This window comes from Uliginosibacterium sp. 31-16 (assembly GCF_030730865.1).
Classification (GTDB): domain Bacteria; phylum Pseudomonadota; class Gammaproteobacteria; order Burkholderiales; family Rhodocyclaceae; genus Uliginosibacterium.
The window spans coordinates 603794-627539 of the sequence record NZ_JAVALZ010000001.1 but is presented as its reverse complement, the minus strand read 5'-3'; the positions used below and the strand labels follow the sequence as shown (position 1 = coordinate 627539).

Annotated in this window: 16 protein-coding genes; all 16 read left to right on the top strand. The window is 55.3% G+C overall.

Annotated elements, in window-relative coordinates; all coding sequences use genetic code 11:
* The first annotated feature begins 5 nt into the window (after positions 1-5).
* The 16 genes from Q9Q94_RS02890 to Q9Q94_RS02815 all read left to right on the top strand — a co-directional run bounded on the left by Q9Q94_RS02890 (position 6) and on the right by Q9Q94_RS02815 (position 23575).
* Positions 6-1730, top strand: a complete 1725-nt coding sequence (locus tag Q9Q94_RS02890; protein WP_305978515.1) for a diguanylate cyclase domain-containing protein — start codon at positions 6-8, stop codon at positions 1728-1730.
* A gap of 28 nt (positions 1731-1758) precedes the next feature.
* A complete protein-coding gene (locus tag Q9Q94_RS02885; RefSeq protein ID WP_305978514.1) occupies positions 1759-1956 on the top strand; it encodes a DNA gyrase inhibitor YacG in 198 nt (65 codons plus the stop codon).
* Positions 1957-2593: 637 nt separating this feature from the next.
* Positions 2594-3382, top strand: a complete 789-nt coding sequence (locus Q9Q94_RS02880; RefSeq protein WP_305979470.1) for an ABC transporter permease — start codon at positions 2594-2596, stop codon at positions 3380-3382.
* Positions 3372-4790: an ABC transporter ATP-binding protein gene (locus Q9Q94_RS02875; RefSeq protein ID WP_305978513.1), complete on the top strand. Its 1419-nt coding sequence runs from the start codon at positions 3372-3374 to the stop codon at positions 4788-4790. Before Q9Q94_RS02880 ends, Q9Q94_RS02875 begins: the two co-directional genes overlap by 11 nt.
* A complete protein-coding gene (locus tag Q9Q94_RS02870; RefSeq protein WP_305978512.1) occupies positions 4780-5460 on the top strand; it encodes a class I SAM-dependent methyltransferase in 681 nt (226 codons plus the stop codon). Before Q9Q94_RS02875 ends, Q9Q94_RS02870 begins: the two co-directional genes overlap by 11 nt.
* 22 nt (positions 5461-5482) lie before the next feature.
* A complete protein-coding gene (locus Q9Q94_RS02865) occupies positions 5483-10864 on the top strand; it encodes a glycoside hydrolase family 99-like domain-containing protein (protein WP_305978511.1) in 5382 nt (1793 codons plus the stop codon).
* 35 nt (positions 10865-10899) lie between these two features.
* The gene (locus Q9Q94_RS02860) at positions 10900-13137 is read left to right on the top strand and encodes a glycosyltransferase (protein WP_305978510.1); all 2238 of its coding nucleotides are present in this window, start codon (positions 10900-10902) and stop codon (positions 13135-13137) included.
* A 39-nt stretch (positions 13138-13176) separates the two neighbouring features.
* The gene (locus Q9Q94_RS02855; RefSeq protein WP_305978509.1) at positions 13177-14157 is read left to right on the top strand and encodes an NAD-dependent epimerase/dehydratase family protein; all 981 of its coding nucleotides are present in this window, start codon (positions 13177-13179) and stop codon (positions 14155-14157) included.
* Between the two features lie 102 nt (positions 14158-14259).
* Complete coding sequence (locus Q9Q94_RS02850; protein ID WP_305978508.1) at positions 14260-14997, top strand: class I SAM-dependent methyltransferase; 738 nt, start codon at positions 14260-14262, stop codon at positions 14995-14997.
* 247 nt (positions 14998-15244) lie between these two features.
* The gene (locus tag Q9Q94_RS02845) at positions 15245-17971 is read left to right on the top strand and encodes a hypothetical protein (protein ID WP_305978507.1); all 2727 of its coding nucleotides are present in this window, start codon (positions 15245-15247) and stop codon (positions 17969-17971) included.
* 400 nt (positions 17972-18371) lie between these two features.
* Complete coding sequence (locus Q9Q94_RS02840) at positions 18372-19346, top strand: glycosyltransferase family 2 protein (RefSeq protein WP_305978506.1); 975 nt, start codon at positions 18372-18374, stop codon at positions 19344-19346.
* Between the two features lie 8 nt (positions 19347-19354).
* Entirely contained in the window at positions 19355-20059 is a 705-nt protein-coding gene (locus tag Q9Q94_RS02835) for a bifunctional 2-polyprenyl-6-hydroxyphenol methylase/3-demethylubiquinol 3-O-methyltransferase UbiG (protein WP_305978505.1), read from the top strand.
* A 3-nt stretch (positions 20060-20062) separates the two neighbouring features.
* Positions 20063-20404 (top strand): EamA family transporter, encoded by a 342-nt coding sequence (locus Q9Q94_RS02830; protein WP_305978504.1) that lies wholly within the window; start codon positions 20063-20065, stop codon positions 20402-20404.
* 390 nt (positions 20405-20794) lie between these two features.
* On the top strand, positions 20795-21769 hold the full coding sequence (locus Q9Q94_RS02825) for a glycosyltransferase family 2 protein (protein ID WP_305978503.1): 975 nt from the start codon (positions 20795-20797) through the stop codon (positions 21767-21769).
* 20 nt (positions 21770-21789) lie between these two features.
* Positions 21790-22755 carry a glycosyltransferase family 2 protein gene (locus Q9Q94_RS02820; protein WP_305978502.1) on the top strand — a complete coding sequence of 322 codons (966 nt, stop codon included), beginning with the start codon at positions 21790-21792 and terminating at the stop codon, positions 22753-22755.
* The gene (locus Q9Q94_RS02815; RefSeq protein WP_305978501.1) at positions 22742-23575 is read left to right on the top strand and encodes an NAD(P)-dependent oxidoreductase; all 834 of its coding nucleotides are present in this window, start codon (positions 22742-22744) and stop codon (positions 23573-23575) included. Before Q9Q94_RS02820 ends, Q9Q94_RS02815 begins: the two co-directional genes overlap by 14 nt.
* Positions 23576-23746: the final 171 nt, after the last annotated feature.

Below are 23746 nucleotides of genomic sequence, written 5' to 3'. Positions count from 1 at the left end.
GCGACGTGCTGAGCGAGCGCCTGCGCAGACGGCTGTTCCCCGAAGAGCTGGGCTTTAGCCGCTGGATGCTGATGGTCAGGCTCTATGCACTCGTTGCAGGCCTGACGGCGGGGTCGATCGATCTGGTTCTCGATGTCCTTCATGGGCATATGGGTTGGGAGCCTGTGCTGGTGAGTGCCGGGATCGCGGTGGTCGTGTTTCTGTTTGTTGTCGGTGGCCTTCTGGCCTCACGCGAAGTCGCTACCAACAATGCTCGCCGGATGATTTCGTCACTTGAAAAGTCGGTGATTGACGGCAGTATTCCGAACCTCCCCAGTCTGGGATGGAAGCTGTTTGATCGTGGCCGCGACGCCACGATCCGGCTGCTGACCCTGCGCGACGAGAAAATCGCGGCCTTGCAGCACGAACTGGATTTCTACGCGCCGCTGGCAGAAGACATGCCCGGTCTGGAATTGGTGCTGGACCTGACTGGGCGACTGCTCTGGATCAATCCGGCCGCAACGACACTGACCGGGTTTTCACGGGAGGAAAGTCGTCTGGCGGTTGATCCGGTCGAACTGTGGATCTACGCAAAGGACCGGCCAACCTTGCGCGAAGGCATGGCGCGGGTGCGGCAGGGCGAAGCCCTGGAAGGGCTTGAACTGCGTGTGCAGCGCAAGGATGGCCGCACGTTCTGGGTGATTTGTCGTTGTTATCCGCTCAGGGATGCAAGCGGCAAGGTCAGCGGGCTGCGGTTTTCCGCGCAGGACATCCAGGCGCGCAAGGATACGGATCTCAAGCTGCTTGAAACCGTGGCCGCCTTGCGTCGGGCGCAGGCACTCAAGGAGCACTATCTCGATCGCAGCAATGACGAAAGGATGCGACTGAGCGCCTTGCTGGAAATCCTGAGCGTGGGCATCCTGTTCGTTGACCGGGACCGTCGCGTGGTCTACATCAACCAGCGCTGCGCCGACATCTGGCAACTGGGTGAGCGCGCGGCGGTGGTTGGCATGCGCGACAGCGCCCTGCTCGCAGCGACGGCAGCGCTGCGCATTGATGCAGATGCCTATCACCAGCACGTCGAACACGTCATCGCCAACCGCAGCCAGGGCGCCCAGTACGACATCCACTGTTGCGATGGCCGGGTTGTGCGTGAAGTGTCGTCGATAGTGCCTGCCTCGGACGGGGGGCGAGCTATTGGTCGCGTGTGGATATACGAAGACATCACCGCCAGCCTGCAGGCACAAGAGCGTCTGGCAGAAATGGCGGAGCGTGACCCGCTCACCAACCTCTACAATCGCCGCCGTTTCCACGAAGACCTCGGGCGCCAGCTGGCAGAGTCCGTGCGCCGCAATGAACACCTCGGGTTGCTCCTGTTTGACCTCGATGGTTTCAAGGAAATCAACGAAGCATTTGGTCATCACTCTGGCGATGAAGTGCTGCGCCGTGTGGCGAGCGAAATCAGCGGAGTCATCCGTCGTAATGAACTGCTGTTTCGCCTGGGCGGCGAAGAGTTCGCCATTCTGGTGACCCAGCCCAGTGTCGAAAACCTGGCGCATCTGACCCGTCGGGTGTCGGCTCAGGTAGCCGCCCTGGAATTCTGTTTCGAAGAGGTCAAGGCGCGGGTCGCTATCTGTGCGGGCAGCGCCATGACTCCGGTCAATGGCTATGATGCCGAAGCCCTTATCCTTGCGGCGGAACACGCCATGCGTCAGGCCAGAGGTAAAGGGCTACAAAGTCCCCGCGCCTGAATCCACCGCACCCCTGAAAGAGATTGTCGTGACCACGCCCAAAGCTCCCTCCCCACGCCTCGTTTCCTGTCCGCATTGCGGCAAATCCGTCCTCTGGACCCCCGAGAGTCGCTTTCGCCCTTTCTGCTCCGAGCGCTGCAAGCTGATCGATATCGGCGCATGGGCGTCCGGTGCATATGTGGTGCCAGGGCAGGAAACGCCCTTGCCGGATGAAGAGCGCGAGTAACGCGCGAGACGTCAAAGTGGATGGATGTTGCGCCGGCTCTGCCGGCGTTTTCTTTTGCGGGCGTACATGTCCGTACAGGCGCTTCTGAAGAGGCTCTTCAGGTAGTCGGCCCGGGAAGCATTGAGTGCTGTGGCTCTCAGGAGCGCCTGCGTGCAAACGCCCGCCCAGAAAGGGTCTTCGGCTTGCTGGGTGTAGAGCGAGCATCTGCCACCCTTGTTGTTATGCGAAGCATTTTCCTGGCTTATCGGGCGAGAGAGGCTTCGACAAAATTCTCGACCAACACCACCTGCCAGAGCATAATTCAGCGCGCCCAAAATTTACGTTTCCAGAGGTTTTGTGGTTTTTTTTCGTGTCGTGCAAGGGCGGAAAAAACTCCTGACCTGCTGCGCCGACGGTGCAAGCCATGATCCTGCCGATCATGGCAGCGATGCTGATCCGATTGATGCGGGTACAAGCATTCGCCCCTGTGCGGGTACCGTACTTTCGGGCAGGTTGTCTCATCACAAGGAGACGTCAGCCCTTAGCCCGGATAATTCCTGATTACGTTACCCGTGTATCACCTTGGTCCAGCTTGGGGCGTCTTTAGACTATTGCGGAGGGTTTGCTGTTGAGGGAATTTTCAATCTCGCCGCGCGAGATGTTTGTCTGCATGTGGCGCAATCGCAGTCTGATTCGCGCGCTCGCTGTCCGGGAAGTGCTAGGGCGCTACAAGGGCGCAATGCTGGGCGTCCTCTGGTCATTCTTCAACCCGATGCTGATGCTCGCCGTGTACACATTCGTGTTCAGCGAAATTTTCAAAGCACGCTGGAGCGCCGGTAGCGAATCGAAAACCGAATTCGCTCTGGTGCTGTTTGCGGGGCTGATGGTGTTCAATCTCTTTGCAGAGTGCATCAACCGCGCGCCAGGCTTGATTCTCGCCAATGTGAATTACGTCAAGAAAGTCGTGTTCCCGCTTGAGATCCTGCCCGGAGTTGCCACGGCATCCGCCCTGTTTCATGGGCTTATCAGTCTTGGCGTGTGGTTTGCAGCGTATCTGGCCTTGTTCGGCATTCCGCACGCTACCGCGCTCTATCTGCCGCTGGTGATCACCCCTTTGCTGTTCTTCATCCTCGGCTTGAGCTGGGTGCTTGCCTCGCTGGGCGTATTCCTGCGGGACGTCGCGCAATTCATTGGGATCGTCACGACAGTGCTCATGTTCCTCAGCCCCATTTTCTATCCTGCTACTGCGCTGCCTGAGAACTATCGTCACCTGCTCTACCTGAATCCGCTCACCCCTGTCATTGAGATGACACGTGATGTGCTGTACTGGGGGAAGGCGCCAGACGTGATGATGCTTTGCATTATCTGGGGCGTTGGCTGTTTGACCGCATGGCTTGGCTTTGCCTGGTTTCAGAAGACAAGGAAGGGTTTTGCGGATGTCATCTGATACTGCAATCAAGGTCGAAAATCTCAGCAAGTGCTACCAGATCTACGCGCAACCGAGAGATCGACTCAAACAGTTCGTCATGCCACGGCTGCAAAAAGGCCTCGGTCTTCAGCCCAGACAGTATTGCCGTGAATTCTGGGCTTTGAGGGATGTTTCATTTGAAGTCAAAAAGGGTGAAACCGTAGGGATTGTCGGCCGAAACGGCAGCGGAAAATCCACGCTGCTGCAGATGATTTGCGGAACGCTCAATTCGACACACGGGAGTATCCAGACAAACGGACGTATTGCTGCCTTGCTGGAGCTGGGCTCGGGATTCAATCCAGAATTTACCGGGTGCGAAAATGTATATCTTAACGGTGCGATTCTTGGATTGAGCCGAGCGGAAATCGACGAACGCTTTGACAGCATCGCCGGGTTTGCAGATATCGGCGAGTTTATTGAAAGGCCGGTTAAAACATACTCCAGCGGGATGTATGTTCGATTGGCCTTTGCCGTTCAAGCGATGGTAGATCCTGAAATTTTTGTTGTTGACGAGGCTCTGGCCGTTGGTGACGAGAAGTTCCAGAGGAAATGTTTTGCCAGGCTCGAGGAGCTGAAGAGCGAGGGGGCTGCGATCCTTTTCGTGTCGCACTCGTCCGGGAGTATTGTTGAACTGTGTGAAAAGACACTGTTGCTTGATCATGGGAGGCGGCTCATGTTTGGACCGGCCCCTGACGCAATACGTGCGTATCAAAAGCTGCTCTATGCTTCTGCAGATACGCAGGAGCGCTTGGTCCGGGATCTTCTCGCTGAAGATCTGGCCGATCACAACCTGCGGGATGAGCCGAGTGCAGTGGAGGAGGTGATTGAGGGCCCTGACGCCAGTTCGTGTCAGGCCGAACCTTTGCTCGCGCCGCATGGGGTCTCTGACGAGGCTTTTGACCCTGGCCTTGTCCCTGAGACAACCACTGTTTATCCAACGCAGGGCGCGATCATCGATTCTATCCAGATAATCAATGCAGACGGGTTGATTGTTAACGTGCTGCAGTCTGGTGAAGACTACAGATTTGTCGTGTCTGGTCGGTTTTTTAGGGACTTTCCAGGCGTTTATTTTGGAATTCACATAAAGTCAATTTCAGGCATCGTTATTACCGGGCAGCGCTTCCCTGAAGAAGGGAGCTATTTGGAAAATGTGCTTGAAGGCCAGGAGTTTAAGACAAGTTTTTCATTCCGGATGGACTTGTTGCCCGGCGCCTATTTTGCTGGAAGCGGTGTCTGGTCGAGCCGCGAGCCTAGCTGTGCTCATCGCATTGTTGACGCCATCATGTTCAGGGTTAATCCGGTAAAGGCGATCAAATCATTTGGATGTGTTGATCTGATGTCAGAAGAGCCTGTTGTTAAATTTGACGGTGTAGCGAATGAAGATTGATGGTGTCGACGTGGTTGGATTTTTGTGCGAATCCGCCTCGCGGAGCGAGTTGTGGAATAGATTCCTTCACATTCAGCGCACAAGGGTGATGGCCGAAATTGGAGTCTGGAAAGGCGATTTCGCAGCAGATGTACTGAAGACGGCCTCTGATCTCGAGATCTACTACATGATTGATCCTTGGGCAAACTTGCCTGATTGGAACAAACCTTTCAATGTAGGGCCGGAGGTCTTTGATGACATCTATCGTGAGATGGATGTGAAGACCGCGTTCGCGGCCCATAAACGAAGGATTTTGAGAGGTCGCACCAAAGAAGTCATTGATAAGATACCGGATAAGTCTCTTGATTTTGCATATATCGATGGCGACCACACTCTCCGCGGGATTACGATTGATCTGATCAAGGTATGGGGAAAAGTAAAGCCGGGGGGGTTTATAGGTGGCGATGACTTTACAACCACGCCTTGGCAGCATGATGTGAAGTTTGAGCCAACCATGGTTTGTCCTTTCAGCGTTTACTTTGCTGAGGCCATGAATGTGCCGATCATTGCATTGGGGTATGGGCAGTTTCTTATTCAGAAGGACGAAAGATCCGGATTCTCTTTTCGCGATTCGACAGGAGAGTATGGTGATCTGTCACTGAATAAGTTTCCTCCGTCCTTGAGCTTGTAGTCTTTGCTAATAGGGTTGCGCCTTGAATATTAATGATTGGTCTGAAGAAGACAAAAAAAGCCTTGGCAATTACTTGCAGTGGAACAGTTATCGTTCTGAGTGCCATCGATTTTTTTATGTAGCAACTCCCAAAGTGGCCTGTACTACCCTCAAGTGGTGGGTTGCTGCCATGGAAGGTTATGCAGAAGAGTTACGGAACGTTACTGACAGTGCAGAGAGTGATCGCGATCTTGTCGTTCACGAGTCTCATCGGGTTGCGCCAAATGTAACCGGTTTGAAACTGACCGACCTTTCTGAGGCCCTTGCGTCAGACGCCTATTTCAGATTCGCCGTTGTTCGCAATCCCTACAAGCGGATATTCTCGGCCTGGCAATCCAAGCTTATGCTGCAAGAGCCCTTGCAGTCTGCGCCTTACGTTCAGGAAGAGTTTTTTAATCATCCGGTCCGAACGATCTCGGATGTAGCGATGGCATTTGAATGCTTTCTCGAGCATCTCGCCGAAAATGAGGCACCTTCCTTTTGGGATCATCACTGGACGCCACAGGCTAAATTGCTACGTCCGGATTTGATCAATTATTCTTGCGTAGCCAAAATTGAAGAAAGAGAAACGCTTACCCAGGCACTCGTTGAGTGGCTGGGTTTCTACATTCCCAGCCCGTTTCAAGGGCGTCGTGCTAACGAAAGCCTGATTCCTTACGTTTCTGATTTCATCACGGTGCGAAGCGCCGAATTGATTCGCACGCTGTATGCGCATGATTTTGATGTATTCGGATATGACAAGCAGCCACCTGAGGCTAAAGACGCATTCTCTGCGGACCAATTCGACATCGCTATCAAGGCAATTAAACTCATTCGGGGACGGCATCAGCGGCTAGGTGAGCGTAATGAGCGGATCACTGTGCTTGGCCAGAACCTGGCTGAGCGCGATGCGCAGGTCTCAGGGCTGAATCAGGCGCTTGCCGTGCGTGACGGGCAGATTTCTGGCCTCAACCAGACGCTCGCGGAACGCGATGCGCAGATATCGGAGCGGGAGCAAGAATTTGCTGCACGCGACGGACAAATTTCCGGGCTCCAGCAGGCGTTTGCCGCACAGATCGCCGGATTTTCCCAAGAGTTTGCAGTACGTGACGGACAGATTTCCGGTCTCAGCCAGACGCTCGCGGAACGCGATGCGCAGATATCGGGGCTGGATCAAGAGCTTGCTGCACGCGACGGACAGATTTCCGGGCTCCAGCAGGCGTTTGCTGCACAGATCGCCGGATTTTCCCAAGAGATTGCTGCGCGTGACGGACAGATTGCCGGTCTCAACCAGACGCTCGAAGAACGCGATGCGCAGATCTCTGGGCTGGATCAGGCGCTTGCTGCGCGCGACGGACAGATTGCCGGTCTCAGCCAGACGCTCGCGGAACGCGATGCGCAGATATCGGGGCTGGATCAAGAGCTTGCTGCACGTGATGGACAGATTGGCCGGTTTGAGCAGACACTTGCCGGGCGTGACGCGCAGATCAGCTATCAAGAGCAACGAATTCAGGCGTTGCTGCAATCGCACTCATGGCGCTGCACCCAGCCCCTGAGGCTCATTTCCAGCCATGTGGGGGCGGGCACCCGGCCAGTGCGGGCTATTCTCAGCCGTCGTTTGGCACGCATTCCGCTGCTTCGGCAGTTCGCCATCCGCCGTGTCCGGCTGAGTCCGCTGTTCGATCAAGCATTCTATGCCGAGCAAAACCCAGACGTTGGCGCTGCGGGGATAGACCCTGCGACGCATTACTGTCTTTCCGGATGGAAGGAGCATAGAGATCCGTCGGCGCTCTTCAGTACGCGTCGTTATCTGGAGCTTCATCCTGATGTTGCCGCTGCGCACATCAATCCATTGCTGCATTACATCGAGCATGGTCAGGCCGAAGGCCGGCCGATCCACCGTGCTGCGGATGAGCCTCAGCGGGCATTCTGTGCTGGCGGCGCAGGCCAGGCTTCCGGTAGCGTCGTGCTTGTTGCCCCCTCCGTGGAGCAACTCGACGACAAGGGCATGGCGCCGGCCGAGGCTCCATTACAGGCGGGCGAACCTGTTGTTGTTGATCCCCGTCGCATCGATGAAGAGGTCCAGGCCATTGCCCAATCGGGGATGTTTGATGTCGCCTATTACCTGGCGATGTATCCGGATATCCAGCCGTCACCTGCAGATCCAATACGCCATTACTGCGAACGTGGGTGGCGTGAGGGGCGCAACCCTTCGGATGATTTTGACACGCGTGGTTACCTGGATGCGTACCGCGATATCAAAAACGCGGCGCTCAACCCGTTCTGGCACTACGTTGTCGCTGGCGCGTCAGAATCAAGGCAGGCCACGCCAGACTCGAATAGCCGATATGAAGACGACGTATATTTCGGTCAGCTGAACAGCGACATTCAGCTGGTCGCCTATTACACCCGTCCGGATTGGCTGGGCGTGCAGCAAGCCCGCAAGGCGGCCAAAGGCGTCGGAAAAATGCTGATGCCCCACGAAGACCTTGGCTTTTATGCGGCGTCCAGCTCCGATACGCTAGCCAAACAGGCGCTGATGGCCAGGCGCCACGGTGTGTCGGCATGGTGTTTCGCTTTGGATGCGAGTCAAAAACCGGCGCAAGAGAACCCGCTGGGTGTTTTTCTGGCCAGCCGCGAGCTTGGCATGAAATTCATGCTGGATATCGATCTGCGTTCGTCAAGGGTTGATGAGCTGTTCGCCGCTCTTCTGAAGCGCGCACTGGCGGATGAGCGTTACCTGCGCATGGATGGACGCCCCGCCCTGGTGATGACTCTGCCTGATGACGAACATGATTGCGTGGCGGCGCTGGCGACGTTTGATGCCCTGCTGAAGCGTGATCGAATCCCCCGGCCCTACCGGGTAGGCCGGCGTGATGGTTTGTCGGAGCGAATGAGCGTGGCGGCGAGCGGGATTGAGCTTGATGCCATCCTCGACTTTCCGGTTTCCCCGGTTCCCGGAGAGACCGGAAATTTCACGCCACTTCACAAGAATGGCATTGTTTCTGTGCCATACAGCGTGATCGTTTCCCAGGCCATTGCGCGCATGGGGGCACGCGATGAATATGCCATTCCGTGTTACCGCTCAGTTACGCTGGGGCGTGACGACGCGCCACTGAAACCGGACGTAACCCTGCGCTATTCGCGGTACAACCAGAAGGAATGCCGCCGCTGGCTTGACGCCGCGATCGCTGACGCGAGAGCCAGACACGCTCCGGGGCAGCGACTGATGTTTGTCAATGCCTGGAACGACTGGAGTCGCGGGGCTGTGCTGGAGCCGGACCGGCTTGCCGGCTACAGCAAGCTGAATGAGATCAGTCGCGCGCTGCTCGGCTTGCCTTCAGGGCTGCCCCTGCCCAAGGTGTCAGTGATCGTTCCGAACTACAACCATGCCGCGTATCTGCGGCGTCGCCTTGACAGCATTTATCAACAAACCTACACGAATATTGAGGTTCTGCTGCTGGACGATTGTTCAACCGATCAAAGCCGTGACGTGCTCACGGAGTATGCGGACCGGTATCCGGACGTCACCACGCAGCTGTTCAACCATCAGAACTCCGGGAGCGTCTTCCGCCAGTGGGCGAAGGGCATCAAGGCCGCGACCGGCGATCTGATCTGGATTGCCGAAAGTGACGACTATTGCGACCCGGATTTTCTGGCGAAGCTGGTTCGCTGCTTCGATGATGAAGCGGTGATGTTGGCCTATTCGAAAACCGAATTCGTGCGTGCCGATGAGTCTGTCATGCCTGATGAATTCATGCATCATGTGCGGGATCTGGCGTGTCGCGACAAGTGGGCGCATTCTTACGTAAATACAGCCCATCGCGAGGTCTCGGAGGCGCTCGGGATCATCAACACCATCCCCAATGCCAGCGGCGCAGTTTTCCGGCGGCCGGTGGACATGCCCCTGCTGGACGACGAAGCCTGGCTGTCGATGCGGGTAGTGGGGGACTGGATTTTCTATCTGCACCAGTTGCGTGGAGGGAAGCTTGCCTACTCCGCGGAGACGACCAATTACTTCAGACGGTATGAAGGCAGTACCGCAGCGAATACCTACAAGAAAGAGGCTTTTTATCGCGAGCTAAACGTAGCCGCCCGGGCTGTTCAGTCTCTTTATGATGTTCCATGCAGCGTGATCGAAAAGTTCCGCAAAAAAGTCAGAGAGTATTACGACTGGCATGGCGGGAAGAGTGACGATGAGTTCATGGCCTGGTGCGATGAAGGGGCAATACTCGATGCGCGTCGTTCTCGTACCCCTTGTATTGCTGTGTCTACGATGGGTTTCTATCCTGGCGGTGCAGAAATACTTCCCATACGGATGGCCAATGAGTTCAAACGACAGGGCTATTCGGTCGTTCTTCTGAGCGCCGGGCATGGTCAGCGCGAGGACGGTGTGCGACGCATGCTGCGGAAGGATATTCCCTTGATTGAAACGCCAGATATTGAGGCCACAAAACACCTTGTGAATGAGTTTGGAATCGAAGTTCTCAACTCCCACCAGTGGCACGTTCAGAAGTACCCGATTTACGTTTCCGATGTATTCAGCGAGCTTAAAGCCCATGTCGCATCGCTGCATGGAATGATCGAGCATGGTGATGCATTTGGCGTGACCGCTGAACAACTCAAAATCGCTCATGAAAATGTAACTACCTGGGCATATACCGCAGACAAGAACCTGGGGCCTTTTATTGAGCATGGGCTCTACGAAGAAAATTCGCTTAAGTTCATGAAGCTGCCGAACGGGATGCAGCCGCCAGTGATAAAGCCGGTACTTCGGGCAGAGATCGGCATGCCTGAAGATGCCTTTGTTCTGTGCTGCGTGAGCCGGGCAATCCCGGACAAGGGCTGGGCCGAAATGATTGAAGCGGTGACGCTGGCGCGTGACGTCAGCGGCAAGGACATTCGCTTGATCCTTGTCGGGAACGGGCCGGTTTATGACGAATACTGTGGGTCAGGCGGGGTGCCGGCGTTTGTGTATCTCGCGGGATTCAGTGAAAACTCGGTTGGCTTCTATTCGGCGGCCGACATGGGCATCATGCTGACGAAGTTCAAGTCTGAAAGCTTCCCCCTGACGATTGTGGATTGCTTGTTTGCGGGCCGGCCGTATATTGCGACCGCCGTTGGCGAGATCAGGAACATGCTTGACACGGGCTGTGGCCTCGCAGGAGAGGTGATTGAACTGGATGACTGGGAGGTGCCGGTAGCGCAGGCGGCTCAGGTCATCGCGTCTTACGCAACGGACGCGGATGCCTTGCGACGGGCCAACGAAAAGGTGGCCGAGGCGGCCAACAGATACAGGATTGACGTGGTCGCCAGGCAATACATCTCAATCATCGAACGTACCATCAAGGCTGCCCACGAGCCGAATGAGGCCGTGCAACATTAATCCCCGGCAGGCCGACTTCGCGGGCTTTTCATCCAATGATTCACTCAGAAACCATGCGCCAGCGGCTCGCTGAAATCTCTGGCCTGTTCCGCGCCATTCCGCGGGCGCTTGCTTTTTATCAGGGCTCGCCCGTGATGGCGCTTCAGCGCGCCTTTCGCATCTGGCGGCGAGAAGGGATTGGGGGGATTCGGCGCCGAGCCGGCATCCTGCTGGGAGGGCTTGCTTCAGGGGGCGCGTCTCGCTTCACTGGATTCGATCTCTACGGTGATATTCCTGCCGCGAATCCGGGATTCAGCCCAAAAGTTTCGGTCATTGTGCCGAACTACAACCATGCGCCGTATCTGCGCCAGCGCCTGGAGTCTATTTACCGGCAGACGTATCGCAACTTCGAGGTCATCCTGCTCGATGATTGCTCCAGCGATGACAGTGCAGAAGTGCTCCTGGAGTTTTCACGTCGATATCCGGAACAGACCCTCTGCAAGTTCAACGATGCAAACTCCGGCAGCGTTTTCCGGCAATGGAAAGCCGGGTTCGAAATCGCCACGGGTGAGCTGGTCTGGATCGCCGAAAGCGACGATTTCTGTTCGGACAACTTTCTCGCCGAGCAGGTGAGTGCTTTCCAGAACCCCGCTGTCATGCTGTCTTTCTGCAATACAGTATTCGTGAAGGGTGATCCAGCTGCCGAAGTCTGGACCCTCAACGAGTATCTTGCGGAATTGAACATCGCCGACTGGAATCGTCCGTTTCTAGGCTCTGCGCACGCGCTGGTCTGCTCAGGGTGGGCTGTCAAGAATATCGTGCCGAACGTGAGTGCCGCATTGTTCAGGCATCCGCGCGGCCTGCCGCTTCTTGAGGACCCGCGCTGGCTCAATCTCCGGATGTGCGGAGACTGGATCTTTTATCTGTCGATTGTTCGTGGCGGATTGCTGGCCTATACGCCACGCGCCACCAATTTCTATCGCCAGCACGACGGCAGTACCTCACAGAGCGCCCAGAAAGCGGATCTCTACTATGCCGAACATGAGGTCGTTGCTTCTTTTCTGACCGGGCTTTTCCGTCTGGACCGAAGCATTCTCGATAAGCAGGATCGTGCGCTTTACCATCACTGGTGTTGTCACCGGGGGAGCTCACGACGGGCCGAGTTCAGGCGTCTTTACGATCCTGATCGTGTATGGGGCAAGGCGGAGTACCGACACCCTAATGTGGTCATGGCGGTGTACGCACTGACCGCAGGTGGCGGAGAAACCTTTCCGATCCTCCTGGCGAACCTTTTGCATGAGCGAGGGTACGCCGTCACGCTTCTGAATTGTCTTGAGCGCCCTACGGAGCCCGGGGTGCTGAACATGCTCTCCCCCCGGATTCCGCGGCTGGAGTTGCCCAGGCTCGACTTGGCAGGTGCTGCTCTGGCAGACATGGGGATTGAACTGGTGCATTCGCATCACGCGTGGGTGGACCTGACCTTGGCCAACCTGCTGATTGCCAACAAGGCGATCAAGCAGGTTGTAACGATGCACGGGATGTACGAAATGATGTCGCCCAGCCAGCTTGATGCTGTGCTGCCCTTGCTGACCCTGCGGATCGACCAGTTTGTGTTTACGGCAGACAAGAATGTTGCCTGTTTTACCGAATCATTCCGCCGGTTGAAGAATTTTTCAAAAATCAGTAACGCCCTGCCAGCAATGCCGGTGAATCCTGTGGACCGAAACTCCATGCATATCGGGGCGGATGATTTTGTGCTCTGCCTGGTTGCGCGGGCCATCCCGGAAAAAGGCTGGGCGGAAGCCATTCAGGCGGTAAACATGGCGAATCTCCGTTCCGAGCGCCGGATTCACCTTCTTCTTATCGGTGACGGGCCTGAGTTCGATCGCTTGAGCGACGCCGAACGCTCGGACCGGGTGCATTTCCTGGGGTTTCGCCAGAATATCCGCGACTATTTTGCGGTCTGCGACATGGGTTTTTTGCCCTCGCGCTTCAAGGGCGAAAGCGCGCCGCTGGTGTTGATCGACTGCCTGCTCGCTGGGAAACCCGTTCTCGCCAGCGAGCTGGGCGAGGTTCGCCAGATGCTCGAGAGCAAGGACGGATTGGCCGGTTATTTGTTTCAGGTCATGGACTGGGAAATCGATGTCGGCGCTCTTGCGGGTATCATCGTCCGCCTGTCTGATGACAGGTCACTATATGAGGCGCTGCATGCAAGGGTTGCTTGTGCCGCCGAGAAATACGATGCGTCAAAAATGATCGACAGGTATGAAGAGGTTTATCGCCGTGTTTTGTGACGTAAGCACCAATTCAGCCGCATTCAGGGAGAGCCGGGATTGATCGATAGTGCCAATAAAAGTGAGCCCATGCGGGGCAAGTGTCTGGTTCTGGGGGGGAGGGGATTCATTGGCTCTCATCTGGTCGAAGCACTGCTGGCACAAGGGTATTCCGTGCGCAGTTTTGATCGGCCCAATGTGACCTCTCCGTTACATGGCAGCCATTTGAAACACCCGAATTTCGAGCTTTGCGAAGGAGACTTCGTTAGCGAGGCAGAGGTCGCAAGCGCTCTGGAGGGGTGTGATTTCTGTTATCACCTGGTGTCCACGACCCTGCCAAAGTCGTCGAATGCAGACCCTGTCTTTGATATCGAGAGCAATGTGCTCGGGTCCGTCCGCTTGCTGACCCATGCCGTCCGGCTGGGCTTGAAGAAGGTCATCTTTGTTTCGTCAGGTGGTACGGTCTACGGCGTTCCGAAGAGCGTACCGGTTACGGAAGATCATCCCACTGATCCAATCTGCTCCTACGGGATCACGAAGCTTGCAATCGAGAAATATCTGCAACTGTTTTACGAGCTGCATGGTTTGGACTATGCCGTCCTGCGGTTGGCAAACCCGTTTGGAGAGGGGCAACGTCTGCATGCAAGCCAGGGGGCTGTCGCGGTATTCCTGGGCAAGATCCTGATCGGAGAGCCGGTAGAAATATGGGGCGACGGTTCCGTTGTTCGCGACTTCATCTATATCTCGGATGTGGTCGATGCCTTGCTGGCAGCCTTGGTGAAAACGGAAGGCGAGCGGATATTCAATATCGGGTCGGGGCGTGGGCACAGTCTGAATGAGCTGATTCGTGCTATTGAGAAAGTGACCGGGCGCGTGGCTGATTGTCGATATTTACCTGGCCGAGCATTCGATATTCCGTCAAATGTGTTGTGCAATGCGCGTGCGAGCCAAGGCTTGGGCTGGTCGCCTGAAGTAGGCTTTGAGGAAGGCCTGGAAAAATTTGTGACGTGGCTACTGAATCATCCTGAGAAGAATGCTTGAGCTATTTGAGCCTAAAGAAATAGCCTGAGCCGACTGCTATCCCCGTCAATTTTGGCGGTGATATTTCGAACGATCTTTCAAACCTGATAGAGGGCGTTGACGATGAATACAACTCCATTGAACTGGCTGAATGACACCGATTTTGAGATTGGCGGGTATGTGATGGCTTTGGACTACGCTCATGGCGGCAGCAAAGTGCTGTCTAATGATTCGCGTTTTCTTATGATGAAAGCAAAGAATTTTTTGGGTCACTACACCTCTTTAGTTCCTGAAGAATGCAGAAAAATACTTGAGCTCGGTGTCTATCAAGGCGGGTCGTTCGTTTTCTTGGATCAACTTCTAAAGCCAGATAGGATTTCAGCGATTGAGCTATCGACTAATCCGATTCCAGCTCTAGATAAATACATTTCGGATAACTCAGATCGAGCTCGTCTTTATTACGGAACGTCGCAAGATGATGTTGAGCAGCTTAGAGAAATTGTTGGCCGAGATTTTGACGGTCATTTGGATCTTGTAGTGGACGATGCTTCGCACTTTTACGAGCAGACCAAGACGTCATTCAAGACGCTCTTTCCTTTGGTGCGGCCGGGCGGAATGTATATTATTGAAGATTGGTGCTGGGCATTTCAGGATGATTTTCAAGATCCCGCCAACGGTTGGTATTCAGTGCCATCTCCGGCCAATCTAATCATAGATCTTATGGAAGATATGACGCGCAGCGGCCTTATTCTGGATATCCAAGTGACCAGAGAGCTACTGAAAATTCGCCGGTCAAACCTCACCGAAGGCGAAGTTATGGCTACGACAGCTCGTCGAGGTAGAACTTACAATTTGCTTTGATTGCGAGGACTAAAAAATAATTAACTGCAGAGTCTTTGTCGTTATTGGGCCAAGGCGAAAGCAAGCGAACGACTGATTGAGTCGATTGTCGTGCGTGCGCCTCGGTTAGTCCGAAAGATCAATGTAGAAGCCTGGCAACATTCATTTCTAATGAGTTCTCTGAAGCAGAGGGTATTCGGCGAATCGGCTGCATATGTAGCTATGGTCCTGAACAGAGCTGCTTAAGTACGATTATTTGACAAGAGCATTGAATGAAAATTCGCTTGCCGAAACGCTCTTTAATCCTTCATACGCATCATCCTGTTTAATGCCAAAACATCAAATTTCCCAGTCAATGCAGCGGATGCTTTATAAGATGATCCCCGCCGGACTCGACCGCTCTGGCTGGCTCCTGCTTGCGATACTTGCGCTATTCCTGGCCATAATCTCCGCCGTGGCATACCCCCTTAACTGGGTGGAGAACCGCGTTGACCTGGAAATTGCTGCAACAGGCCAGACAAATCCGCAGTCGCGCGGCGCTCAGGTATGGATTCCGGTATTTGGCTCGCATTCTGCAAGCGCTGATGCCAAAGAACTGATTGATGGAGCGCATTATGACTCCAGCTGGGGGGCCGAGAGTTCGGTCTTGCGTCATCTGGTCGGCCCGGCGAAACTCCAGTGGTCTGGCCGCGTGGGACCAGGCTTCGTTATTGAATTTGTGCGTCATCCCTGGTCCGGGATCGTGGACGTATCGGTCAATGGACGCGTTCGCCGCCTGGATCTTTACAGCGAGCAGAATGCGTCCTTGCGTCTCACCTTGCAGGACTTTGCCGGGGTTCAGACGGAGCGGGTACAGCCGGATCTTGTCGCTCGGAATCTTGCCATCATTGCCGGCCTGACGATGCTCTACATGACCTTGGGACTGGTGCTGGTGCGATGGATGTGTCACCGTTCCGTCACACACCCGTCTATCCTGCGACGGATGTCCGCTCTGCTCGCCCAGTCAGTGCAGCGGACGTTTTACAAGATGATCCCCGCTGGACTTGACCGTACAAGCTGGCACCGACTGGCGATACTCGCGCTGTTTCTCGCCGTAATCTCCGCCGTGGCGTACCCCCTTAATTGGATGGAGAACCGAGTTAACCTGGAAATCGCTGCGACGGGTCAGGCAAATCCGCAGTCGCGTGGCGTTCAGGTGTGGATCACGGTTTTCGGCGCGCACTCAACTCGCTTTGATTCCCGGGAACTGATTGATGGCGCGCATTTTGACTCCTCCTGGGGGACAGAGAATTCGGTCTTGCGTCATCTGGACGGCGCGGCGAAGCTCCAGTGGACTGGCGATGTGGGGCCCGGCTTCGTTATTGAATTTGTGCGTCACTCGTGGTCCGGGATAGTCGACGTGTCCGTCAATGGACGTGTTCGCCGACTGGATCTCTACAGTGAGCAGAAGGGGGCCTTGCGGCTCACATTGCAGGACTTTTCCGGGGTTCAGGCTGAGCGGGTATGGCTACCGCTTGCCGCTAGAAATCTTGCCATTATTGCCGGCTTGACGATGCTCTACATGGCTCTGGGATCGGTGCTGGTGGGGTCAATGCGTCGCCGTTTCGTCGCCCGCCCGCCGCTGTCGCGACGGATGTACGCGCTGCTCGCGCTTCCCAGTGTTATTGCATACGGGATATCTCACCTGGCTTTTTGGCCAGCGCAGATGACGTCTGACTCGGACGGAACCTGGCAGGAGGCTACGACTGGAGGCTTTCGGGATCTGATGTCGGCCTTTCATTCTGGCCTCGCCTGGATATCTGTTCAACTGTGGAACAGCCCCGCATCCCTCATTGTCATTCAATACCTGTTGTTGACTGCCCTGCTGATGCTTGTTATTCGCGAGCTGGATATCAGCGGTGTGCCACGGTGGGCTATTTACGCGTTGGCAGTTTTCTTTCCCGTGTGTCCTGCCAATTTTGTCATGGCAACGACTTACCTTAAAGACCCGTTTTATACAATTGGAATAATTTTGATTGTGGTGGCGTTCGTTCGACTACTGCGCGCTGATGACGTTCGACTGCCGCGTGATGTTTCCATCTTGCTTGCGATGGGATTGCTGGTCACCGGGCTGGCACGCCACAATGGCATGCTTGTTGCCCCCGCTCTGGCGGGGATGGCTGTGGCATTTTTTTGGCGCCGACCTCAGGTGCGTGGGCTTGCGAGTATTGCATTGGGTTCGACTGTTGTACTGCTTTTCATCAAGCTGGTGATGTATCCGGCGCTCGGCATCTCTGGTATTCCAGAGCGGTATCGGGCCATTGTCCCAATGCATGTATTGGGCGCTTATGCTGCAGCTGGAGCCCAATTTAATGAAAAAGATGCAGCCGTAATGTTGTCTGTGTTGCCGCTTGAGAATTGGCGTAGCGCGTACTATTGCCCTTCCGTTGTTCCTTTGTTCTGGCATAAGCAGATTAACTGGGCCGCTCTTTCCAAGAATGCCTCAGAGGTTATGGATATAACGTGGCGCCAGATCCAGCATGACCCCCAGATAGCGATTGATCATGAGTTGTGTGTGACCAGCATGCTCTGGCGAATTCAATTCAAGAATCAGCCACTGGTTACCGCGCCTCTATCAATTTACAGCGACGAGTTTGTTCAGCGACTCAAGATTGACAGATTTCCTCTGATTCCGAGCCTTCATGACAGAACGAAAGCCTTGGCGCTAAAAACGATGGAGTACCCATGGTCAATGGCGTTTTGGAATTCCGCAATTTATCTCTATCTCACGCTGTTCATGGTTGGCTGCCTTGCTGTCGCGCGTCGTGACCGGCGCTGGTGGTTATTGGCCACCCCGTCAGTGTTCAATACGCTGTCGCTGGCTCCATTGATCGGTGCCCCGGATTTTCGCTATCAGTATGCCGTGGTGGTCATACCGTTGTTACTGTTGCCGTTGATGCTGGCGCCCGCACCGTCTCCCGCGACGCCAGGCCCGTGTGAAGGCGATACGGCCTGATCTTTTATCCACACGAGAACGCCGTCAGCACGATGAGGCGGCTAAAGACAAGGTGCTTGAGCATGAGGAATTCCGTTTCCAGTCTTTTGGGTTCTCTCATGATTCAGCCCAATGGGCCGGAGTGTTGTCCTGTGTGGGTGCGAAGGGCTCAAGCTGCTGCGCTGGGGCAGAGGTGCAGGTTGTTGTCTGTGCGGATGGTGCATATATGTTTTGGGTTGTGGGCGAAATTAATTCACAACGGCTTGCTTATCATTAAGGTGTTTTAATCCTAGTGTTCCCTGCTGAATTTTGGTTTGGCCCGGCGGGCGATCGGGGAAGGATGGAATGTTGCTGTCGAAGGGACGAGCCTTGAGCCGGATTTACTTTGATTTTGTTGCCTCACAGGGGTGGGGGGAGATTCATGATTAGCGTTGTCATACCCTGCTATAAGGTTTCGGCCCATATCCTGGGGGTGATTAAAAGCATCGGTCCCGAAGTGGACGCCATATTTGTTGTCGATGACTGCTGTCCAGAGAAGAGCGGTGCGCTGGTGGAGAGCGCCTGTACTGACCCAAGGGTAAAGGTGGTTTATCACTCGATCAATCAAGGCGTGGGTGCTGCAGTTATGTCAGGCTATAGCGCGGCGATTGGCGCGGGGGCTGACGTAATTGTAAAAATAGATGGTGATGGGCAGATGGATCCCCGCTTGATACCCGCCTTTGTCGATCCCGTCATGACGGGAGTGGCTGATTATGCGAAGGGCAATCGTTTCTTTGATCTTGAGGAAATTCGCGCCATGCCAAAGATACGTCTTTTTGGTAATGCGGTATTGTCCTTCATGACCAAGCTTTCATCTGGGTACTGGGATTTATTCGATCCCACCAACGGCTATACCGCAATTCACGCGGACGTTGCACGGCATCTGCCATTCAAAAAAATCAGCAGCCGGTATTTTTTTGAGACGGACATGCTGTTCAGGCTGAATACACTGCGTGCGGTGGTGGTGGATGTGCCGATGGATGCCAAGTATGGTGATGAGGTGAGTAGCCTGAGAATATCTAGAATTGTTGGCGAGTTCCTTGTTAAGCACGCGCGTAATTTCATAAAAAGAATATTTTATAATTACTATTTGCGCGACATGTCGCTGGCCTCGATAGAGTTGCCCCTGGGGTTGCTGTTGTTCGCTTTCGGGGGGGCTTTTGGTTTATATCATTGGGTCAAGTCGTTTTATGAGGGGGTTGCAACGCCTGTCGGGACGGTTATGTTGGCAGTGCTACCTATCCTGATGGGAACGCAATTTATATTGGCCTTTTTGGGTGGCGATATTGCAAGTGTTCCACGCAGGCCGTTGCACAAGTTGCGTCAGTTATCAAAGATACGAACCAAATATCAGTAGGGTGCGCGATGAATAATGAAGATAAGGCATGGCTGGATTATCGAGCTAGATTTGCTGACGTGTACGATGAGTCTAACTATGCAAGTCCATTGCAATCCGCAGTGATGAGAGCTAGTCACAGGCTCACCGAAAAGAAATTTAATGAGCGCGACCATTTTGCAAGAGTGCTGGAAATTGGTGCGGGGACCGGTGAGCACCTTAGTTTTGTTCGTCATGGGTTCGATGAGTATGTGCTTACCGACCTGGACGCAAAAACACTTGATGTTGCAAAAAACAAATCGGACAACAAGTTCAGCAATAAGTTGAAGTTTGAAGTGCAGAGTGGTGCGACATTAAGTTATTCCGACGACCGCTTTGATCGTCTGATTGCAACTCATGTACTCGAACACATCTACCAGCCTCACCTGGCGCTTAAAGAGTGGCAGCGTGTGATCAAAAATGGGGGCGTTCTTTCCATACTCATTCCCACGGACCCGGGGGTGGCGTGGCGATTAGGTCGACATCTGGGGCCACGCAAGAACGCAATCGCGCAGGGGATTGCTTACGACTATGTAATGGCGAGAGAGCATGTAAATTCCTGCAACAATCTGATCGCTTTGCTCAGGCATTATTTTCCAGAGCGCACTGAGGCATGGTGGCCGCTGCCCGTGCCGTCCATGGATTTGAACCTGTTCTTTGTCTGCCACGCGCTTGTCAAGAAAACTGAAGCCTGAAATATGCTGGTTCAAATTATTGCGGTACTGTGCGTTATTGGTTTGGCGATAGGCCAAATTCTTTTCAAAGTCAGTGCTACTTCGCTGTCAGAAACGGGAAGCTTCCTGGCCCTCAAAACCGCCACGACGCTTTTTGCTGCGATGGCGATTTATGGAATTACTTCTTTAGCCTGGGTCTGGGTGCTTCAGAAAATTGAGCTTGGCCGGGTTTATCCATTGATGGCGCTCGCTTTTGTCCTTGTTCCTGTAGGCAGCCATTTTGTTTTTGGCGAGCGTTTTCAGCCGCAATATTTTGTGGGTGTGGCGCTGATCATGATCGGAATTGTAGTGGCGGTAAGGGCTTGAGGACGAAATCGGGGTTGTCACTGCCGTTATTGAACGTTGGAAACGTGAACGTGTTTTGGCGATGACCGCAGCGTGATGATGCGGATGATTAGGCGGGGCGAAATCAAGTTGCTGCTCAGTGTTGGTTTGACGGTGGTTTACCACGTGCGGTGGTTCAATCTCAGCATGGGGTGAAAACAAGCGCGAACTAGTTTATCCCTGTGCTGCAGCATTTCTTTTCCGACGAAGCGCATAGGGAGTCTTGGGCCTGGTGAGCAGAGCCTGCTTCTGCATGACCAAGGCACAGTGATTTTCACTTTTTCAAAGCAGTGCTCGATCATGTAGATGATCAGGCGTCTGTTCGCATTCATACTCAATCAGTTTTATATCTAAAGGCATGGCATTCGATTTATGGTTGTAACCCAGCGAAGCCCTCGGGTTGCTGCACTGATTGTCAATTGGCGCAGTGCGGCAGTACTGCAGCGCTGTTTGGCCGCACTGGCCGGGCAGATGCGACCGTTTGATCGGGTGCTGGTCGTGGACAATGACCCTGACTGTGCCGAGCCACTGCCAATCTGGTCAGGTGCGAGTGCTTTCATGGTCTTGCGCATGGAGGCCAACCTTGGGTTTGCTGCGGCGAACAATCATGGCTTGGGTCTGTGCGCGGACTGTGATTACGTCGCGCTCATTAATCCGGATGCTTTCCTGGCGGCGGATTGGCTTGAGCGCATGCTGGATGCTGCAAATCGTTACCCGGGGGCGGGCAGTTTTGCGTCTCAGCTGGTCCAGGATGGTGATCCGTCCCGGCTGGATGGGTTGGGCGACGCTTTTCACTTCAGCGGGGCAGCGTGGCGGACCGGGCATGGGGAGCTGGTTCGCGAGGCGGGCGAAGAAGAAATCTTTTCGCCCTGTGCTGCCGCTGCCTTGTATCGGCGTCAGGCTGTGCTTGATGTTGGCGGATTCGATGAGCGCTTCTTCTGTTATATGGAAGACGTCGATTTGGGCTTTCGTTTGCGTCTCGCTGGCTGGGCAAGTGTTCTGATTCCTTCCGCAGTAGCGAATCATGTCGGTTCGGCGACTACGGGCGGCAAGCGCAGTCCGTTTGCGGTGTATCACGGGCATCGCAACATGGTCTGGTGCTACGTGAAAAACATGCCTGGCCCCTTGCTCTGGCTTTGTTTGCCTGCGCACCTGCTGATGAATCTGGCGGTGGTCTGTCTGTACGCCTTGCGTGGGCAGGGCCTCAATATATTGCGGGCCAAGCGGGATGTTCTCAGGGGTATTCCGGCGATATGGCGTGAACGCCGGGTGATACAGTCAAAACGAAAGGTGTCTTGCCGCGAGATCTGGCGCGTGCTGGATAAACGACTATGGTTCCGGACTTGATTTGATGACAGGGAATGGTAATGAGTGCGCCTGATGAGGCTGGCCGAAGGATGCTGATGCCCGCAGCAGCAGGTTTGTCGTCGGTTTCGGTGATCGTGGTGAATTACCACGCCGGCTCCTGTCTGCTTGATTGCGTGCGCAGCCTTTTGTCGCAATGTGGCGAGGTGGTGATTGTCGATAACTCGGCGAGTGACGCAGCGGACAGCAGCGTACAGAACGTACGCGAGATCTATCGCGGCGACGCAAGAGTGCTGTTGCTGCCACAACTGACCAATCTTGGCTTTGCTGGGGCCTGCAATATCGGCGTGGGTGCTGCACGGGGGGATTGGCTGCTGTTCCTGAACCCGGATTGTGTGCTGCATGAACATGCGGTGAGCGAGCTGCTCAAGGCCCTGCACGCCGCCCCGGACGCAGGCATGGCTGGTGCTCTGCTGCTCAACCCGGATGGCTCCGAGCAGGCGGGCGGACGGCGGGCGGTGCCGACTCCCTGGCGGTCTTTCGTACGGGCCTTTGGTTTGGTCCGTTTTGAAAAGCGTTATCCGCGCCTGTTCTCGACCTATGATCTGCATGCTTTGCCACTGCCGATGGGGCCGGAACCGGTTGAGGCGATTTCGGGGGCCTGCATGCTGGTGCGAAAGTCTGCACTGGAAGATGTCGGTTTGCTGGATGAGGGCTATTTCATGCACTGCGAGGATATTGACTGGTGCATGCGTTTTCGCGCTGCGGGCTGGCAGGTGCTGTTCGTGCCGGATGCCCGCGTGGTGCATGCCAAGGGGGCTTGCAGTCAGGCCCGGCCGGTGTTTGTGGAGTGGCACAAGCACAAGGGTATGGTGCGCTTTTATCGGCGCCACTTCCGTCACCAGTACCCGGGCGTTTTGATGCTGCTGGTGATGTTGGGCGTGTGGGCCCGGTTCTTGATGGTGGCGGGGGCCAGCCTGCTGCGTGGTGTGCTGTCTCGATTCAGGGCAGGGCGTGCCTCCGGCTGAGATTGGTCTGCTGGGGGCGAGCAGCCCGGTGGGCGCCTGTGTGGTGGCGCGGCTGCGATCTGCGGGCCGGTCAGTACATGCGTTTTCGCGTCAGAGCGCGCGTCCGGAGCTGCCTGGCGTTTGCTGGAGTCAGCCGGGTGCTGCGGGGCCGTCGCTGGCCGGCTGGATCAGTCTGCTGCCGTTGTGGGTGCTGCCGGAGTATTTCCCCTGGCTCGAACAGCGCGGTGTCCGGCGCATTGTGGTGCTCTCTTCCACCAGCCGCTTTGCCAAGCTGGACTCGGCTGACCCTGCCGAGCAGCGTGTCGCCCGACGTTTGATTGCCGCCGAGCAGTCCTTGCAGGACTGGGCTGACGCGCGTGGTGTTGAATGGGTGATCCTGCGTCCGACTCTGATCTACGGCAGCGGACGGGATCACAATGTGGCAGAAATTGCCCGGTTTCACCGCCGTCATGGCTTCTTCCCCGTGTTTGGTGCTGCGTGCGGACTGCGCCAGCCTGTGCATGTCGAGGATGTGGCGCAGGCGTGCTGCGCTGGGCTGGATGTTCCGGGAGCTGCAGGGCAGGCTTACAGCCTCTCCGGGGCTGAAGCCCTGAGTTATCAGGATATGGTCCGGCGTACGGTGGCGGCTGCAGGATTGAGGCCGCGCGTGCTGCGTCTTCCGCTCTGGGCATTCAGGCTCGGTTTGCGTGGCCTGCGCGTGCTGCCACGCTGCCGCGACTGGAGTCTGGGAATGGCCGAGCGCATGAACCACGACCAGACCTTTGAGCATGCCGAGGCCGTACGTGATCTGGGCTTTGCGCCACGTAGCTTCATGCCCTAGGTGCTGCTTCTGTTCGGCAGGGGTATTTCGGGGAGGATGTGCCTGTGAGGCTGTTCATGATCTTACTGCGAGGCCGTGATCAGGGCTCATGCGCTGCTCGGAATCCTCATTTATCAACATAAACTCCGGTTCCTGTGCTGCTCTTCACTCTGCTGACGGCCTCTCGCTACA

Bases quoted from the DNA above. Each gene is read 5' to 3' on its own strand.
- Q9Q94_RS02880 (WP_305979470.1), top strand. From the start codon at position 2,594: ATGTTTGTCTGCATGTGGCGCAATCGCAGTCTGATTCGCGCGCTCGCT.
- Q9Q94_RS02875 (WP_305978513.1), top strand. From the start codon at position 3,372: ATGTCATCTGATACTGCAATCAAGGTCGAAAATCTCAGCAAGTGCTAC.
- Q9Q94_RS02870 (WP_305978512.1), top strand. From the start codon at position 4,780: ATGAAGATTGATGGTGTCGACGTGGTTGGATTTTTGTGCGAATCCGCC.
- Q9Q94_RS02860 (WP_305978510.1), top strand. From the start codon at position 10,900: ATGATTCACTCAGAAACCATGCGCCAGCGGCTCGCTGAAATCTCTGGC.
- Q9Q94_RS02850 (WP_305978508.1), top strand. From the start codon at position 14,260: ATGAATACAACTCCATTGAACTGGCTGAATGACACCGATTTTGAGATT.
- Q9Q94_RS02840 (WP_305978506.1), top strand. From the start codon at position 18,372: ATGATTAGCGTTGTCATACCCTGCTATAAGGTTTCGGCCCATATCCTG.
- Q9Q94_RS02835 (WP_305978505.1), top strand. From the start codon at position 19,355: ATGAATAATGAAGATAAGGCATGGCTGGATTATCGAGCTAGATTTGCT.
- Q9Q94_RS02830 (WP_305978504.1), top strand. From the start codon at position 20,063: ATGCTGGTTCAAATTATTGCGGTACTGTGCGTTATTGGTTTGGCGATA.
- Q9Q94_RS02825 (WP_305978503.1), top strand. From the start codon at position 20,795: ATGGTTGTAACCCAGCGAAGCCCTCGGGTTGCTGCACTGATTGTCAAT.
- Q9Q94_RS02820 (WP_305978502.1), top strand. From the start codon at position 21,790: ATGAGTGCGCCTGATGAGGCTGGCCGAAGGATGCTGATGCCCGCAGCA.